A 16,251-nucleotide genomic window follows, 5' to 3' on the forward strand; every position below is an offset into this window, starting at 1 on the left:
CTTATACGGCGCTCAGCCTGGGAATACGGATACATAGAACGAAGGGAAAGCTGCGTTACTTATGGCTATGGGGCGGATCAAGAACGCTGAGCGGCTTTGTACCGGGTAAAAGAGGAAGGAAGAAATGTTCGTAAGTGTGGAAGCTCTTTTGCGCTGGGAACATAAAGAGCTTGGGATGAAGGCTTATATTCAGCAAAACAAAGCGGACGAAATCAGGTTCGATTTACCTGAAGCAAACACAAGAATTGGGGGAAATGAGGCATGGATCAGGTAAAGGTTGAAATAGGGCAGGAGCTGTTAGAAGATCTGTATTCCGCTAGCAGCATCCTGCTCCTTCGAAAAGGAACGATCATCAACGAAATTCATATGCGCCTGCTGGCGAAGTATGATGTGCATACGATCAAAAGGAACAGCATCAAGCAGAAGCCTCTGCCAGTGGAGGAAAAAGTGAAAAAGGTATACCAAGAGACTTTTTTAAAACTGAAAGAGCAGTATGCTTCCATTTATAAAAAGGAAGTTTTAACGAATGAGGATGCGGTCTGCATAAAAGAGGCGTTCTCTGGGTTGGACATCAGGGACAACATCTCACTCATTCAGCTGAAGGAGCAGCTCAGCCAGGATGAATATTTGTATCAGCACAGTCTGAATGTTGTCCTCGTCGCAAAAAAAATAGGCCAGGTGCTGTATGTGAGCAAGAATGAACAAAACATGCTGGCACAGATGGGCATTTTTCATGATGTGGGCAAATTCAAGATCGACCCGGCCATCCTGAACAAACCGGGGCGATTGACGGGCGAAGAGTATGAAACCATGAAAAAGCATCCGCAGTATGGCTACAATCTATTAAAAGATGCGGGGCTCCCTCAGGAAATCCTGCTGGGTACACTGATGCATCATGAACGGCTGGATGGAACGGGGTATCCGAATAAAGTGTCTTCGCACATTCCCTTTTTAGTCCGGATCCTGTCTGTGGCGGATACGTTTGATGCCATCTGTTCCAGAAGAGTCTATAAAAACAATCGATCGATCTTTTTTGCCGTCGATGAGCTCATTAAGGACGCCAGGCAAAACCGATTGGATATTGATGTTGTCATACCGTTCGCCAACTATTTGATGGAAGCTCTGAAAGAAAGAAAAATTCCGCTGCGCAACGGGAAAACCGCTGAGATCCGGCATGTGTTCCCGGACAGTCCCAACCAGCCGATCCTTGAGGTAGAAGGCTATCTGCCGCTGAATTTGAAGGAATCCGGATTGACCCTCTTGCAGGTAGCGAGTGTTTGAATGATTGTTTATGGGTGCCAGGCACCGTCGTTACACAAGTGTGTAATTGCGGTGCCTGGCACCTTAATGATGTTTTAGATAAACATCGTATATTTTTAGCAGCTCCATGTAGTTCGGAGGGGGATCCAAATCAGGTTTTCGCTGCCGCACCACTGCAAGTGCCTGAGCAAGCCCCAAGTTAAATCTCTGCATAAAAAAGGCGGCTATGAAAAAGCCCAAACGCTGATAACCTGCTTTATCATGAACGAGAATATGGTGGCCTGAATCAAGCAATTGATTCATTTGGTCCATCATTTTTACCACCCATGGGATATCCGGAGCATGATACAGCGTCAACGGGGCCCAAATCATTACCCGGCCAGAAAAGTCGAACGGAGGATGATCAGGAGTTGTTCTCAGGTTAATGATGGCTGTGATATGCTGTTGAATAAATCCCCAATCCTCACTCCTTATAAGACCCCCGATATACAGTTTGCCTGGAATCATTTCTACCATAGTTCATCTCCTAGTTCAGCCCTGTTACTGTATGTATATTTCAGACTGCAGCCATGAGGAACAAAGTTTTTCGGGCGGGGTGCCTGGCACCACCCAAAATAAATAGGTGATCGTATTATTTTAGTAACACTTGTCCTATAGCCGAATATGCTAGACAGTGAAGGATGCAAGTAATTTTCTGCGGCTATTTTCAGTGAACAGACAGGTCGCTTGGACAAGCTTGAATCCATTCGGAAACTCAAATTTATAGGAAAGTTAGGGATATGATGTTCGAGTATGAAACGGGCGAAATGAATGAGATGAGCAATACGTGCAATTCATGCAGTGGCAATACGGAAAATGGGGGCGATGTTATGGGCACCATGATGAATGAAGAGATATTTGAAATCGGCGCCAATTGTCTGCTGGTGATTGGGCACCGCTTCTTCGCTGTCGTAGAAATAGAGTCGGAGGTTCCAGGTGTCGATTTGGAAGTGTTTGTGATCATCCGTATTGATGAAGAAACCGCAATACGACTTCGTCGTGCAGGATTGGAATTATGTGAAGTCGTGAATAGAATTCCGGAAGCAACAGAGGATGTAACTGTAGAGTTTAAATGTATTTTTATCAATAAAAACAAGGCGTTTGCATTGTTTGATGTAGAAGATGGATTTGACCGGGCAGTATTTGTGAGAATTTCCTTAGATGAGGCGAGAGAACTGATCAGGATGGGCGCGCCGCAGTGCACCGTTGTTGATGCTCGAGAACATCATCATTAAAAAGGAGGTGCCAGGCACCACTCATTACACAAGTGTGTAATGGCGGTGCCTGGCACCTATCCGTTTGTTTACTTCTTCGCCGCGTCGATAATACGGCCCTCAATTTTAGGATCTACCGTTTTGATTTTTGCTACATAATCTCTTAGGTTTTCCCAATCAGAGAAACCGAGGTCGGTTACACGGCCCTGTTCGTAGGCTTTTTTAAATACTTCGAAGTTGTCTCCGCCTTTTGCTGTGAAGGCATTAGTGGCAACAACGTATTCTTTGGCTGGATCAAGGGCCGTAAATTGTCCTTTTGTTTCTTCGACGTCTACTGATACTACTCGCTGACCAGCAGGTTTGCTGCTGTCAAACTTGAATTTCATGCCTGATACGTGAAGGAACGCGCCGCTTTCTTTCGGTGATTGATCTACACTGTGCTCAAGAGCCTGTTTGATTTCAGCACCAGTCAGTGTCATCGCAGCTAATGTATTGCCGAAAGGAAGAGTCGTTAGTACTTCTCCCAGCGTGATCTCACCTGCATCGATCGGAGCGCGGATGCCGCCGCCATTTTGGAACGCGATTACTGTTTTTGAGTTGAATTGCTTCGCTTTATCGAGCATCGCATCTGTGATCAAGTTTCCTAATGGGGTTTCATTGCTGCGCACACTCGGACCAACGTCGGAAGAGCGCGGGTTTTCCATCGCATTCACTGCTGTTGCGCCGGTCGGTGTATTTTTAAGATCAGCAATTTTGTCAGAGTACTTCTTCAGCATACCGGCTGCTTCTGGATCATCCTTCTGGTCGGCCACTTTAATCAACTTGCCTTCTTCTTTCACTACTTTTCCGTCCTGGTCAAAGTCAACATCCAATGTACCGAGATAATCGCTGTATTGGCCTGTTTGAACGATAACGGTAGAATCTTTATCCTTGCCGTCTTCGTCTTTTGATACTACAACAGGTGCATTCAGCTGTGTATGGCTGTGTCCGCCTACAATGACGTCGATCCCATCGACTCTTTTCGCAAGCTCGAGGTCATTGTCGTATGCAGGATTGTCATCATAGCCGATGTGAGTCACCGCGATAATTTTGTTGATGCCGCGGTCTTCAAAGGATTGAACGGCTTTTTGTGCTTGTTCAGCATAGTTTTGGAATTGAACTTTGCCAGGGCTTGAGATGTCCTTCGTTTCCTCAGTCGTCAGCCCGAAGATTCCAACGTCCTCACCGTTTACTTCTTTAACGATTCCAGTATAGATGTTTCCGTTTTGCGGGGACGCACTGATCTTTTTCGTTTGCAGGCCGTTGAACAGGCTGTCTTGCGAAAAATCTACGTTCGCGCTGACGAAAGGAAAGTTAGCTTTTTTCACAAAATCGGATAAAGCTTTATGTCCGTCCGGGCTTGCGCCAAGATCGAACTCATGGTTGCCGAATGTCATTACATCGTATTTTGCAAGGTTCATAAATTCAAGGTCAGCCTGTCCTTTGAACTCGTTAAAGTACAGGGTGCCGGAGAAAACGTCACCTGCATCGATCAATAAAGAGTCAGGCTTTGCTGCCCGAACGTCTTTGATGGCTGTGATGCGTTTTGCCACGTTATCGAGGTGAGCGTGCGTATCGTTCGTGTGCATGAGGGACAAGCGGAAGTCTTCAGGCTTGTCACCTTTTAAGTCGTACTTGTAGATGCCGAAGCCCCTATCATCCGTTTTTCCGGTATAAGAGATCTTGCTGTCCGCAGTAAGGTAATCGGCTCCTTTTGGAGAAGAGGTAAACGTAACATCAGCATCTCCCTGGATCGGTGCGATGGACCAGTTGTTGTCAGCAGTAGGGGTGATCTCCTTTTTCTCTGTGATGTAGTCCATCAAGATTTGACGGTTCTCTTCTGTAGAGTCAATCACATACTCTGCACCTTTAACGCCAGGGAAATTTCCGCCGCCGGAGGCACGGTAGTTATTGGTCACAACGATGAAATCCTGGTCCGGATCGATGGATTTGCCGTTGTATTTCAAGTTCTTAATACGGCTGGAATCTGAAATTTTCACGCCTTTAACGTCATAGCGGGCTGGTTTTGTAACATCGATCTGGTACGTTACACCGTCGATCACATCGAAGTTGTAAACTGGGAAGGTCTCGTTCAGCAGCTTTTGCTCTCCTGTTTTGTTCGGATCGATCGTGTTGAACTTCCCTGCTGACATTTCAAGCCATTGCTTGATATCAGACCCTTTTACTTTAATGGCTTTGATGGTGTTGTCATAAAGATACAGGTCAGCGGCACTGCGGATGGTTAAGTCGCCTTTGTTGATCTCTGTATATTCTTCCGCCCCGTTGCGTCCTGCCTTAAATGGTGCACCTACAGAAAGGATCGGCAGGTCTTTATATTGCGGCTTGTTGGCAGCGATGTATTTTTCCGCGTACCATTTTTGTGCGTTCGTAACGACCTGAACGGAAGGATCGTCTTTGACAAGCGCGAAATAGCTGTAGATATCATCGGTTGTTTTCCCGATCGGTGTGTTGACGTATTTGAATGTTGCGTTTACTTCTTTTCTTACGGCGTCAACGATCTCAGGATCTTCTTCCGCTTTGTAGCCTGTGTTTTTATCGTAAATGGCTTTTGTGGACGACTGCGTGTTGTAGATCTTCCATTTGCCTTTCACTTTTTGAAGGTTAAGATCGATGATTCCAAGGTTGCTTCCGCCATAGCCGGCTTGGACTGCGGCAACACCATTGATGGTTCCTTTTGCGTTATCAACACCAGGAAGGACATTTCCTTGTGCGTCTTTAAAAAGAACATCGAGTGATTTTTCATCCGCTGCAGGGAAGACCTTGTGCGTATGAGAGAAGGTGATCGCATCGATTCCAGGAACTTTGCTCAAGGAATAGATGACATCCTCCTGGTTTTTCGTATCGCCGTTGAATCCTGAGTGAGTCATCGCGACAACAACGTCTGCTCCGGCTTTTCTCATTTGCGGTACGTATTTCTTCGCCGTTTCAATGATTCCGCGGGCTGTGACTTTGCCTTCCAGATTGGTTTTATCCCAATCCATGATCTGAGGCGTCACAAGGCCAAGATAACCGATTTTTACCGATGTTGTTTTACCGGTTTGGTCTGTTACTTTTTTCGTAACGATTTTGTAGGGTGTGAATTGGTTTTTATCGTTGTTGGGATTGCTGTCTTTGTCCTTTTTATAGATGTTAGCGTTGATGTAGGGGAAGTTAGCACCCTTGATTGCGTTGTCCAGGTAATCCAAGCCATAGTTGAACTCATGGTTGCCGAATGTGGCCATGTCATACCCCATGAGGTTCATAGCTTTATAGACAGGATGAACTTCGCCTTTTTTAAGTGGATTAATCTTAGCTTTATAGGTTCCGAGCGGAGTTCCCTGGATCAAGTCTCCATTGTCGACAAGTACGTTGTTTTTTACTTCCTCACGTGCTTCCTGAACGAGTGTTGCTGTCTTGGACAGGCCGACTGCGTCAGATGGAGCCGCTTTGTAAAAATCATAAGCTACTAGATTGGTATGAATATCTGTTGTTTCCATGATACGAAGTGTGGTAGGTGATGTTGATACCGGGGTTGCGAGGTTCGTGCCAAACTTGCTGGTGTTGCCGTTGTAGTTCTTAACGACAAAGACTTGCACCCAATAGGTTGGGTTTTTTGAATCAAAATGAGCATAAAATTTGGAGCTCGTCTTGATGTCTGTTTCTACTGCTGCCTGTGAGACGGGCGTTTTGCCTTTCATCAGCTGAAAAACAACTGCTTCTTTACCCGGGTTTCCCTTTTTGGGTGTAACTGTAACGGAAGCCTTCGTGCCTTTTGAGAAATCTACGTAAGGAGCAGAGATTTCAAATGGTACTTTTGGAGCAGGTTTTTTAGCCGGTTTAGAAGCGGCGAGCGTTGGACTGGCTAATTGTGATGATACGAGTCCGATCGCAAGTGACGAGGCCAGTAACTTCTTGAACGAGCGTGTAAACGACATAGATTCACAGCCTTTCAATTTTTTGCACTGCTAGATTAATATATCACGAAAGTCCTAGAAATTTGTAGATTTTTTTGAATTATTTTGAAGATGGACCGGGATGAAAGAGAGGGGTCTAGGGCGGTGTGAGGGGCGGAGTGAAAGGCAGTGGAAAGAAGGTACAGAAAGGCGGTAGAATGGCGGTGCCAAGCACCGCCCTTTGACATATGTCAAAACGTGGTGCCTGGCACCAAAATAAAAAAAGGATTCAACAAGCTTTTGTGGAAGTTAATGGGCTGGAATGGAAGAATGCCGGCCTGTGGGTACTGGCCGAGAAGGAGGATGCGGATGGAAAACACGCTGCCATGCAAGGGATGCAGAGGCCTTTGCTGCGGTCCGGTTGCCATTACGGAAGCAGAGCTCAAGAAGATAAAAAAGAAAGTAAAGGCTATGCCGAGGAAACTGCGCAGTGAGCTGGAGAACCAGAAACGCTACTACGGAACATGCATCTTTTATGATTTAGAGCAGGACAAGTGCGGCATTTATTCAGCACGTCCTGAGGTGTGCCAAAAGTTCGGTTATCACAAAGGGCTGGTTTGTTTTAAAATGCCGGATCTCGCGGTGAAGGAGGATCCCGCATTCAAACGAAGGGTCACAGCTGGGGTGCTGTCAGTTGATTATACATGGACGGATTTTAAATAAATGAAAAAAGAGATGGAAGTGATCCATCTCTTTTTTTATATTTTTCAGGTCGGCTCAGTGGGTCTTCCATCTGTCGTACAGGCCCTCTTCATTAAGGACGGAGATGAGCGTCTCGGCCATATGGGAAGGAGGCCGCCACTTGAATTCCGTTTGCTTTCAAGATCCTGATCTTTTCATCGGCTGTTCCTTTGCCGCCTGAAAATAATCGCCCCCGCATGGCCCATCCGTTTGCCCGGCCTGGCCGCCAATTTCGCCACTCATGATGACCGCATAGGTCTCTGGATCTTCATAATGCTCGAGGGACGTCAATAAAATTCGTCCCGTTGACAGAGGTGGACGGGCTGATTCCCGCCTGTGACATCGTCAACTGCATCACGGAACACATCCCCGTATTGAATATGTTAAAAGTCAGAAGATACATGAGAGGCAAAGTGGATTGCCGCTCCTTCCTTAAAATTGGAAACAAGTTGCGATACGCTGTGTTCATTTCTTACGATAGGAAAGGTGAAAGAAATATCAACACTTTTAATAGCCTTTCGTGTAATCCACCTTGTTGATGGAAGGAGACTCTCCCTTCACATAATGCCTTAAATTAGGAATCAGGATGTCCTCGATCACCCGCTGGTCGTAGTATTGAGTGGAGCCGGCGGTATGAGGAGTGATGATGACATTTTCCATTTCCCATAGCGGGCTGTTGTCCCCGAGTGGTTCGGTCTCGAACACATCCATGCCGGCTCCTGCAATCTCACCACTTTTCAAAGCCTGGACGAGATCTTCTTCGACCACGATATCACCGCGTCCTATATTAATGAAGAAAGCGGACTCCTTCATCAGCTGGAACTCCTTTTGGCCAAGAAGCCGATGAGTCTCTTTCGTTAGCGGCAGTGTCACCACGACATAGTCGCATTGTGGTAGCAGGTCATGCAGCTGACTGGAGGAATACATTGTATCGATGTATTCTTCCGGCTTTCCGGAGTGGCGCATTCCCAGTACCGTCATGCCGAACGCCTTGGCGATCTTGGCGGTTTCTTTTCCGATGGCACCAGTACCCAGGATACCGATGGTCTTTCCATGGATCTCAAGTTTAAGATTGGAATGGTCCCAAGTTTTTGACTGTTGGTTGCGTACATAGGTGTGAATCTTGCGTGTTAGCCCGAGCATGAGAGCAAAAATGGTCTCAGAGATCGGGTAGGCATGTACCCCGTTGGCGCTGGTGAGGTGCACATTGTGGCTTGAAAGCTTCTCTAACGGAAGGCTGTTCACCCCGGCACTCCATGTTTGAATCCACGTTAGAGGTGAGTCCTCTTTGTTAAGCGTGTATTCCTCCATCCCTTTTTTCCATCCGGCGATCACTTCAGCATCAGGTGCTTCCTTTTGCCAGATCTCCTTATCCCTGCCGGTGACGATGGTCCATTCCGGTATCACCTCTTGTATTTTTTCCACATAAGAAGAATCCACATTTTGAGCGATCAGCAGTTTTCGAGCCGTCATCCTATCCCATCCTATCTATGTATTTTCATTTAGTTTAACAGAAGGAGGAGAATTTTTGTGGTGCCAGGCACCGCATTTTGACACTTGTGTAATCGCGGTGCCTGGCACCAAAATAGGATAAAAGACAGACAGGATTTTTACATCGTTTGGATGAATGTTTATTCAGTGTACTTTTAAAAAGTTCAATATTAATAGGAGGAAGAAATGAAAGCGCTATCGAACTTCTTTACTGCCCTTGTACAAAGGTTTTTGCCTGATCCGTTTGTTTTTGCTTTGATTCTCACCATCATTCTATTTTTGTCAGGCGTTATTTTTACCCATCACAGTCCGATTGAAATGGTCGGGTTCTGGGGATCGGGTTTCTGGAATCTCCTGGCTTTTGCGATGCAGATGGCTCTTGTCCTGGTGACAGGGCATGCTCTTGCGAGTTCGCCACTTATTAAAAAATGGATGGTTAAGCTAGCCAGCTTTGCGAAAACGCCAGCTCAAGGCGTTATTCTGGTTACGCTCGGTTCTGGGCTCGCTTGCTTTATCAACTGGGGATTCGGACTCATTGTTGGTGCTCTGTTCGCAAAGGAGGTGGCCAAGCGGATTCCGGGTTCGGATTATCGTTTCCTGATTGCCTGTGCGTATATCGGGTTCCTCACCTGGCACGGAGGACTATCAGGATCTATACCGCTTGTAGCCGCAACTCCGGGAAATCCGATGGAAAAAACGGCGGGGCTAATCCCGCTCACGGATACCATTTTTACAAGCTATAACTTGTTTATTACGCTCGCGCTGCTCATCATCCTGCCCATCATGACAAGGCTGATGATGCCGACTGGAAGAGATGTGATCGGCATTGATCCGAAGATTTTGGCGGAGGACGAGGCTTCTGCAGCAACGGCGATCGCCCGGGCTGAAGTAAAACGAACGTTTGCCGTGACGATGGAAAACAGCAGAATCCTCAGCCTGGCTATCGCTGTGCTTGGCTACTCGTACATCGTCTATTACATAGTGGAGAATGGTTTTAAGATTGATATTAATACCGTTAACCTGCTGTTCTTTACGACAGGCCTTCTTCTGCACGGCACACCGCTGTCTTATATGAACGCGGTTGCCAATGCAGCAAAAGGGACGGCAGGCATTTTAATTCAGTTTCCGTTCTATGCAGGGATCCAAGGGATGATGGAGCTGTCAGGCCTGGGAGGTATGATCACCAACGCGTTTATCTCGGTTTCCAACCCGTCCACCTTCCCGTTCTTTGCGTTTTTGAGCTCAGGTTTTGTTAACTTCTTCGTGCCGTCCGGCGGAGGGCACTGGGTCGTACAGGGGCCGTTCATCATGCCGGCCGCAGAGCAGCTCGGCGTCGATCCTGGCATCGCAGCGATGGCGATCGCCTACGGTGAAGCATGGATGAATATGGCGCAGCCGTTCTGGGCGCTGCCGGCACTGGCTATCGCAGGCCTGGGTGCCAGGGACATCATGGGATACTGCGTGACCACCCTTCTTGTATCGGGTGTCATCTTCACGATTGGGCTGTCGTTCTTTTAAGGTAGTGGCGTGCCCGTTTGGCGTGCCAGGCACCGCCATTACACAAGTGTGTAAACGTGGTGCCTGGCACCAAAATAAAACTAAAGAGGTAAAACACGTGAATGTCGATCTTTCAAAAGATACCCTGTTTTCCACGGTTGTCTTCAGGCTAAGGAGTGCTGGCTGTGTATATGCCGAGGAAGAGACCCGGCTGCTTATGGATGAGGCGGAAACACCGGCACAGCTGGATGCTATGATAAACCAGCGAATGGCAGGTTATCCTCTCGAACATATCGTTGGCTGGGCAGAGCTATGCGGTTTCCGCATCGAAGTGGACCCTGATGTTTTTGTCCCGCGGCGCCGAACAGAGTTCCTGGTTGCCCAAGCAGCAAATATTATACGGCCGGGAGATATTGTCGTTGATCTTTGCTGCGGATCAGGTGCTGCAGGTGCAATACTTGCAGCCAGCCATGAAGACATCCAGCTGTACGCTTCAGACATTGATCCCAAAGCGGTTCAGTGCGCTCGCCGAAATATCGATGCTTTCGGTGGCCATGCATATCAAGGTGACTTATACGAACCTCTCCCAGAAACCCTCCGCGGCTCCGTTAATGTTCTGGTTGCAAATGCGCCCTACGTACCGACGGATGCGATCGGGTTGCTGCCTGCTGAGGCCCGTCTCCACGAGGACCGAATAGCACTGGACGGCGGTAAGGACGGCCTCGACATCCAGAGGAGGGTGGCTGCTGGTGCGCCAAACTGGCTGGCACCTGGAGGCTATCTTCTGGTGGAGACCAGTGACCGGCAGGCACCGCTATCTCTAGCAACTTTTACTGAAATCGGATTGTTGTCAAGGGTGGTCAGCTCCAGTGAACTTGAATCAACGGTTGTGATGGGCATGAAACCAAAAACGTAAAATGAAAATAAAAAGCCGCATCAGCAGTAAACAGCTGATGCGGCTCTTACTTTTTAACACTGATTAACGCTGTGATTTTCGATAACCTGCTTTTTGAGCTTCAGCCTCGGAGCAGAACATGACCTCGGCTTTCGTCCGGTCATAGTATTCTCCGCTAGGCATGTGGTAGATACCCGATTGGTTTCCTTTAATGTTGCAGCTGCCTTTTGGTTCCTCAGATGTTTTTCCTTGATTGCCCTGATTGTTTGCTTGTGAACTCCCTCCAGAAACCGTTCCGTTTTCTCGGCTGTCTTTCGCTTTTGCATGGAAACCGTCTTGTTGGGCGTAGTTCTCGATCGACCATATTCCGATCCCTGCTTTTTGAGCTTTTTCCTGTGTCGCACGGAACTGATCAACGTATTTCGTGTTCGGCGGGTATACATATGCCACACGAGCAAGGCCTTTTTCCAGGAGCAGCTGGTTAAAGTTTTGCTTGCCGATCCATATGTAAGCGAGCAGCCTTCCATATTTATCGCGCTCCGAAACGTCCAGCTCCACACCGACTTTTTTGCCGGTCAACTGTGATTTCGTAAATTTAGAGCTTTCCGGTCCGAATGGCTGAACACCAAGCCTCGGGTGTTTTGTTTCAGGTGTATCGATGAGAAGCATGCGAATACGTTCTTTTTTTCCATTCCTAAGCTTTACGTCCAATGTATCGCCGTCAACCACATATGTAACGGTAGCCGGGATGCCTTTTACTGCGTTTTGTCCTGTGGCGGTATTGGTTTTAACATTTTTTGACGATGGGTTTTCTTGTTTGGCCGCAGGATCATCTGCATTGTTGCCCGGATTTGTGCTTGTTTGGGCTGAATTAGGCGATTGGGCACATCCTGAGCTAAAGACGGCGGTAAGCAGCAGAATGATTAGTCCAGTTAGAATTCCATTTGATTTTGTTTTCAAGTTGATCTCCCCTTATGTTTTAAAACGTTCAAGATGGTTAGCGGGTCCGAATAAAAATACAAAAGCTATTATACTACGATATGGAATGGAGAAGGGAACAAATATGGTTAAGTTTAGCGGCTCTTTATAAGAAATAAGAAAAAGGGGTTTTTGTATGCAGGGTGAATGTAAAACTCTGGGATGAAAGTATTGCGATGGGAAGGCAGAAAGCGCAAAATTCAAATAAATAGGATGTGAAGGATTGAAAAAACTAGTAGCTGCGGTCATTCTGCTGTTGCTCAGCTTGATTTATGTAGTAGCACGAGTCACGCAAAAAGCATTGTATTTAGACAGGTTTTCGGTAAATGCTGAAAATCCCGTGTGTTTTCATTGGAATACGATTAGTATCAACACAGGCTTTATTAAAGAGGATCCAGGATCCGTCTATTATATTTGGGTCACACCGGTCTACATCGCCGTACTGCTTGCCCTCCTCTTAACGATCATGGCTGTTGTCAAGAGGAAATAGAAGTAAGGGTGCCAGGCACCGCTTTTACACAAGTGTCAAAAGCCGGTGCCTGGCACCTTCAAAGGAGAAGAACTCTTAGTAAGCCAGGCGGTGGTCGCAGCAATCAACTTATTGAAGTGAGGGATGGAAGAAAACGTATGGTTAGCTCCTTTAATGAGATGAATGTTGCTGTTTCCACAGGCTCTTTTTCGTGTTTTCTCAAAAAATTCACTGCAATAATGGGCCGAAATGTCTTTGTCATCTGTACCATGAACAAGCAGCACGTCACCGGTAAATCGGGAAAGCTGATCTAACGGGTGAAACTTTTTAAGCGACTGCATGAATGTTGTGGTCAGGGAATAACCCAAGTGATCCACATACCCTTTAATAAATAAGTTGCTGTATTCTTCTTGTCCAATGATTTTTACGATATCTTCAAACGGTTTTCCTACCGCCGACCAGAGGATCAACCGTTTTACCCGTTCGTCGCGGTCTGCAGAGTGTACGGCGACTGCGCCTCCAAGGCTATGGCCGAGCAGCGTGATTTGATCGGGATCAATGCCAGGCAGCTGCAGGGCAAAGCTGACAGCAGCATGGGTCTGGTCAATCAAGTCTTCAAAGCAATGTTCACCATAGTTTCCTTCGCTTTCTCCGCATCCCGCATAATCAAACCGAATGACTACAAATTGATTTTTTGAAAGCTGCTGAGCGGTTTTAACAAACAAGCGATCTACTCCGATCCGATTGCTCGTAAACCCATGGCATATAACAACGACTGGCTGCTTGGATCGCTCTTTGCCTACGGGGGAATCTGGATAATGTACAGTTGCAGTCAGCTTTTTTCCTTTCCAGTGGATACAGTCATGCTTTTCCATATGACCAACTCCTTAAATTTTAGTTTTTATAAATAACTATTCTTATCTATTTACTAGGAATTAGGATGTTAAAGAACCCCTTCCTATGTTCACTGAAACATAAGAAGGGGTTGAAGAGACCGAAGAATGATCAACACAATTCTTATCTTCCAAGCAACTCGGCTTGTTGAAATTGGCACAGTGCTCTAAAAGAGTCTGTTGCCGAGGTTTCTCAGGGTCAATTCCCTCCACCTCTCTTGATAAGAAGTATATAATTTTATTTAATGTAAAATAAATTTAAAAGTTTGTCAATTGGAAAATCCTAAATTGGGACAACTCATTCAAACCGGTATGTATACATCCTATGCTTTTTTTTTATTTTGGTGCTATTATTTTGGTGCCTGGCACCAAAATCTAAAATATTTTATACTGTAAATTAATAAACTGTTAGAGTAATAGACTCAGACCGGAAGAAGGATAAATGTGATAGAAAAAATAAACCAACAGCTGGAAAGATGGATGCCATTTATTACACCCGCAAGTGTCATCCTAGGAATTTTGCTTACGAACGAACTGAAGAGCTGGCTTTTTTTAGTCCCATGGATCTTTTCATTCATGACATTTTCAGGTAGTTTAGCATCTAATTTCAATCATCTCCGCCATACACTTTCCCGGCCGTTGCCCATACTGACAGCACTTATCATCCTGCATATCGTGATGCCGATGTGGGCATGGGGAGTCGGACACATTGCGTTTTCCACTGATACTCATACCATCACCGGACTTGTATTGGCAATGGTTATACCGTGCGGCGTGACAAGCAGCATATGGGTGTCCATCTATAGAGGCAACAGTACCCTCGCGCTTTCCATTATATTGATTGATACACTGTTATCACCGATCGTCGTTCCTTATAGCCTGGCGCTGTTTGTTGGAGAGACCGTTTCCATTGATGAATGGTCCATGGTAAAGGACTTGCTGATTATGATCGTGATTCCGTCTGTGATCGGCATGCTGCTGAATCATTGGACAAAAGGAGAGATAAAAATCACGTTTGGCAAACGAATTTCGCCTGTTTCTAAAATCTGCATGAGTGTTGTGGTCGCCATCAATGCTTCGGTAGCTACCCCCTATTTGGTTCATGTGAACGGCAAACTATTGTTGATTGGCTTGTTCGTTCTGTTTATTGCGGCCAGCGGATACTTAATATGCTGGCTGACCGGTATGTTTTTTGGTTGGAAAAGAGAAACGGTCATAGCCCTTGTTTTCAGTGGAGGGATGCGTAATATTAGCGCCGGTTCTGTTATTGCGCTCACCTACTTTTCACCGGTAACTGCAGTACCTGTTGTTGTCGGGATGCTGTTTCAGCAGATCCTCGCCTCCGTTTATGGCCACGTGTTAGCAAAACACTACGGCAGGCACGATGTTCATCCTAAAGAGAGCAGGAAGGCCGCTGTATAGTCAAAAGCTGGTGCCAGGCACCGTCATTACACATGTGTGTAAACGCGGTGCCTGGCACCAGTTTGCTCATTTCCCTTTCTTAACGGATAGGATGAAACGTACCAGCAATGTTTCGAGCTGCTCATCCTTTATCTTTTTTGTGTTGAAATGCTGGTGAATCTGTTTTTTTAGCACGTCACTGGTCATCACCATTCTCCTTTCCTCTTTGTTTTCCTACTTTTTTCTTCCATTTGAACAATATCCCTGCTTGTTGTCGAAAGAAGGGGTAATATGTCTTATGCGCTATATGTAGCGGGTCCATTTATTATGATTTTATTACCATAATTGCTTGAATATATTTCCTGATTTTTGAAGGATTAAACATGAAATTAATAAAGTTGAAGGAAACGAGAGTTTGAGTGGGGGGTTCCTTTTTCAGCACTTTTTTTATGAAAGCATGCTAAACTGATTGTATACATGAATTACCAATATAAGGGGGGGATTTGATACGAAACGAATCAAAAATCGCCTTGTCGCCTTTCAGTTTTAAGAGTCGATACTAATAAAGTGAAAAATTCTTAAAACAAAGGAGAACAATCAAGTCATGATTTATGAATCGCCTCGTGAACAATACGCTAATATAAAGAAACTGTTGAAAGAGCACAAGCATCATCCCGTATTACAGGGAGTCATTTCAGGAATAAACCGCGGAAAGATCTTTGTCGATGATGTTGAAACGCCGTCCACCACATTAGTCTGGGCGTTTAATGAGATGTTTTATCTGGCAGGAGTCTGTACAAACCATGCATTCAACTCCTGTCTGCAGCCATTTATAGCGGATGTTATAAAGTCACAAGCCTTGGAAGTTGGTGAGCAAGACTTCAATCTTGAAGTCTATCCTTCTGAACTGTGGCAGGACGTGATCCCATCTATTTTTCCTGTGGGATTAAAAGTCGGTGAGCGGGTGCCTTTCAAGTTTCACCCAGAGCAATTTTCATCTTTTAGACTTAATCCCTTGCCTGAAGATTATCGAGTGCTGAGAATTACTCCACAGTTGCTTTTCTTGGATTCTCAACAGATCATCAGTAATGAGATTAAGAAATTCTGGAGTTCAGAGGAAGCATTCTTTTTACATGGGCTGGGATGGGCTGCTCTCCATGGCAACAAAATCATTGGCACATGTATAAGTGTATTTGCTTGTGGAGATGGCCTGGAGATTGGCATCCATGTTTATGACACATCACATCGGGGCAAAGGGCTCGCAACGTGTATGGCTCATGGCATGATCACTGATTGCATGACCATGGGGATTTCCCCTCATTGGACAACGGAAAGCTTTAGGTATGATTCCATCGTTATCGCACAAAAGCTTGGTTTTGAAAGGCTTCCTAATTATCAAGTGTACTATCTTCCCTATAACTATTTTTAATGGAGCCAGCAA

14 protein-coding genes, 1 pseudogene and 1 riboswitch are annotated in these 16,251 nt (G+C 45.9%); of the genes and pseudogenes, 9 read left to right on the forward strand and 6 right to left on the reverse strand.

Annotated features, from left to right (window positions below; translation table 11 throughout):
* Window positions 1-124 precede the first annotated feature (124 nt).
* Both QYF49_RS02755 and QYF49_RS02760 read left to right on the forward strand, forming a co-directional pair.
* On the forward strand, window positions 125-274 hold the full coding sequence (locus QYF49_RS02755) for a hypothetical protein (RefSeq protein ID WP_290398099.1): 150 nt from the start codon (window positions 125-127) through the stop codon (window positions 272-274).
* The gene (locus QYF49_RS02760) at window positions 262-1,281 is read left to right on the forward strand and encodes an HD-GYP domain-containing protein (protein WP_290398100.1); all 1,020 of its coding nucleotides are present in this window, start codon (window positions 262-264) and stop codon (window positions 1,279-1,281) included. The genes QYF49_RS02755 and QYF49_RS02760 overlap by 13 nt, the downstream gene beginning before the upstream one ends.
* Before the next feature lie 63 nt (window positions 1,282-1,344).
* Here QYF49_RS02760 and QYF49_RS02765 read toward each other — a convergent pair whose 3' ends face one another.
* A complete protein-coding gene (locus QYF49_RS02765; protein WP_290398101.1) occupies window positions 1,345-1,776 on the reverse strand; it encodes a dual specificity protein phosphatase family protein in 432 nt (143 codons plus the stop codon).
* Window positions 1,777-2,129: 353 nt separating this feature from the next.
* On the opposite strand from QYF49_RS02765, the gene QYF49_RS02770 reads away from it, so the two are divergent.
* Window positions 2,130-2,534: a hypothetical protein gene (locus QYF49_RS02770; protein WP_290398102.1), complete on the forward strand. Its 405-nt coding sequence runs from the start codon at window positions 2,130-2,132 to the stop codon at window positions 2,532-2,534.
* A gap of 68 nt (window positions 2,535-2,602) precedes the next feature.
* Here the strand turns inward: QYF49_RS02770 and QYF49_RS02775 are convergent, their stop codons facing one another.
* Window positions 2,603-6,487, reverse strand: coding sequence for a bifunctional 2',3'-cyclic-nucleotide 2'-phosphodiesterase/3'-nucleotidase (locus tag QYF49_RS02775; RefSeq protein WP_290398103.1), 3,885 nt, complete (start codon window positions 6,485-6,487; stop codon window positions 2,603-2,605).
* A gap of 327 nt (window positions 6,488-6,814) precedes the next feature.
* Here QYF49_RS02775 and QYF49_RS02780 point away from each other — a divergent pair, with 327 nt between their 5' ends.
* Window positions 6,815-7,168, forward strand: coding sequence for a YkgJ family cysteine cluster protein (locus tag QYF49_RS02780; protein ID WP_290398104.1), 354 nt, complete (start codon window positions 6,815-6,817; stop codon window positions 7,166-7,168).
* Window positions 7,169-7,222: 54 nt separating this feature from the next.
* Here the strand turns inward: QYF49_RS02780 and QYF49_RS02785 are convergent.
* Both QYF49_RS02785 and QYF49_RS02790 read right to left on the reverse strand, forming a co-directional pair.
* Window positions 7,223-7,547: pseudogene (locus tag QYF49_RS02785) on the reverse strand (succinate--CoA ligase subunit alpha); the annotation flags it as partial.
* A gap of 146 nt (window positions 7,548-7,693) precedes the next feature.
* The gene (locus tag QYF49_RS02790) at window positions 7,694-8,659 is read right to left on the reverse strand and encodes a D-2-hydroxyacid dehydrogenase (RefSeq protein WP_290398105.1); all 966 of its coding nucleotides are present in this window, start codon (window positions 8,657-8,659) and stop codon (window positions 7,694-7,696) included.
* A gap of 204 nt (window positions 8,660-8,863) precedes the next feature.
* On the opposite strand from QYF49_RS02790, the gene QYF49_RS02795 reads away from it, so the two are divergent.
* Both QYF49_RS02795 and QYF49_RS02800 read left to right on the forward strand, forming a co-directional pair.
* Window positions 8,864-10,195 carry a TIGR00366 family protein gene (locus QYF49_RS02795; RefSeq protein ID WP_290398106.1) on the forward strand — a complete coding sequence of 444 codons (1,332 nt, stop codon included), beginning with the start codon at window positions 8,864-8,866 and terminating at the stop codon, window positions 10,193-10,195.
* Window positions 10,196-10,292: 97 nt separating this feature from the next.
* The gene (locus QYF49_RS02800; RefSeq protein ID WP_290398107.1) at window positions 10,293-11,090 is read left to right on the forward strand and encodes a putative protein N(5)-glutamine methyltransferase; all 798 of its coding nucleotides are present in this window, start codon (window positions 10,293-10,295) and stop codon (window positions 11,088-11,090) included.
* A gap of 63 nt (window positions 11,091-11,153) precedes the next feature.
* Here the strand turns inward: QYF49_RS02800 and QYF49_RS02805 are convergent, their stop codons facing one another.
* A complete protein-coding gene (locus QYF49_RS02805) occupies window positions 11,154-12,029 on the reverse strand; it encodes a thermonuclease family protein (RefSeq protein WP_290398108.1) in 876 nt (291 codons plus the stop codon).
* Between the two features lie 241 nt (window positions 12,030-12,270).
* On the opposite strand from QYF49_RS02805, the gene QYF49_RS02810 reads away from it, so the two are divergent.
* Entirely contained in the window at window positions 12,271-12,537 is a 267-nt protein-coding gene (locus QYF49_RS02810) for a hypothetical protein (protein WP_290398109.1), read from the forward strand.
* Between the two features lie 35 nt (window positions 12,538-12,572).
* Here the strand turns inward: QYF49_RS02810 and QYF49_RS02815 are convergent, their stop codons facing one another.
* Window positions 12,573-13,391, reverse strand: a complete 819-nt coding sequence (locus QYF49_RS02815) for an alpha/beta hydrolase (RefSeq protein ID WP_290398110.1) — start codon at window positions 13,389-13,391, stop codon at window positions 12,573-12,575.
* Window positions 13,392-13,530: 139 nt separating this feature from the next.
* A riboswitch (SAM riboswitch) is annotated at window positions 13,531-13,637 on the reverse strand.
* 216 nt (window positions 13,638-13,853) lie between these two features.
* Between QYF49_RS02815 and QYF49_RS02820 the strand changes: the two genes are divergently transcribed.
* Both QYF49_RS02820 and QYF49_RS02825 read left to right on the forward strand, forming a co-directional pair.
* A complete protein-coding gene (locus QYF49_RS02820; RefSeq protein WP_290398111.1) occupies window positions 13,854-14,831 on the forward strand; it encodes a bile acid:sodium symporter family protein in 978 nt (325 codons plus the stop codon).
* Window positions 14,832-15,414: 583 nt separating this feature from the next.
* Window positions 15,415-16,239: a GNAT family N-acetyltransferase gene (locus QYF49_RS02825; protein WP_290398112.1), complete on the forward strand. Its 825-nt coding sequence runs from the start codon at window positions 15,415-15,417 to the stop codon at window positions 16,237-16,239.
* Window positions 16,240-16,251 lie beyond the last annotated feature (12 nt).

Origin of the sequence: Fictibacillus terranigra, from assembly GCF_030412265.1 — a bacterium.
Lineage (GTDB): Bacteria > Bacillota > Bacilli > Bacillales > Fictibacillaceae > Fictibacillus_C > Fictibacillus_C terrinigri.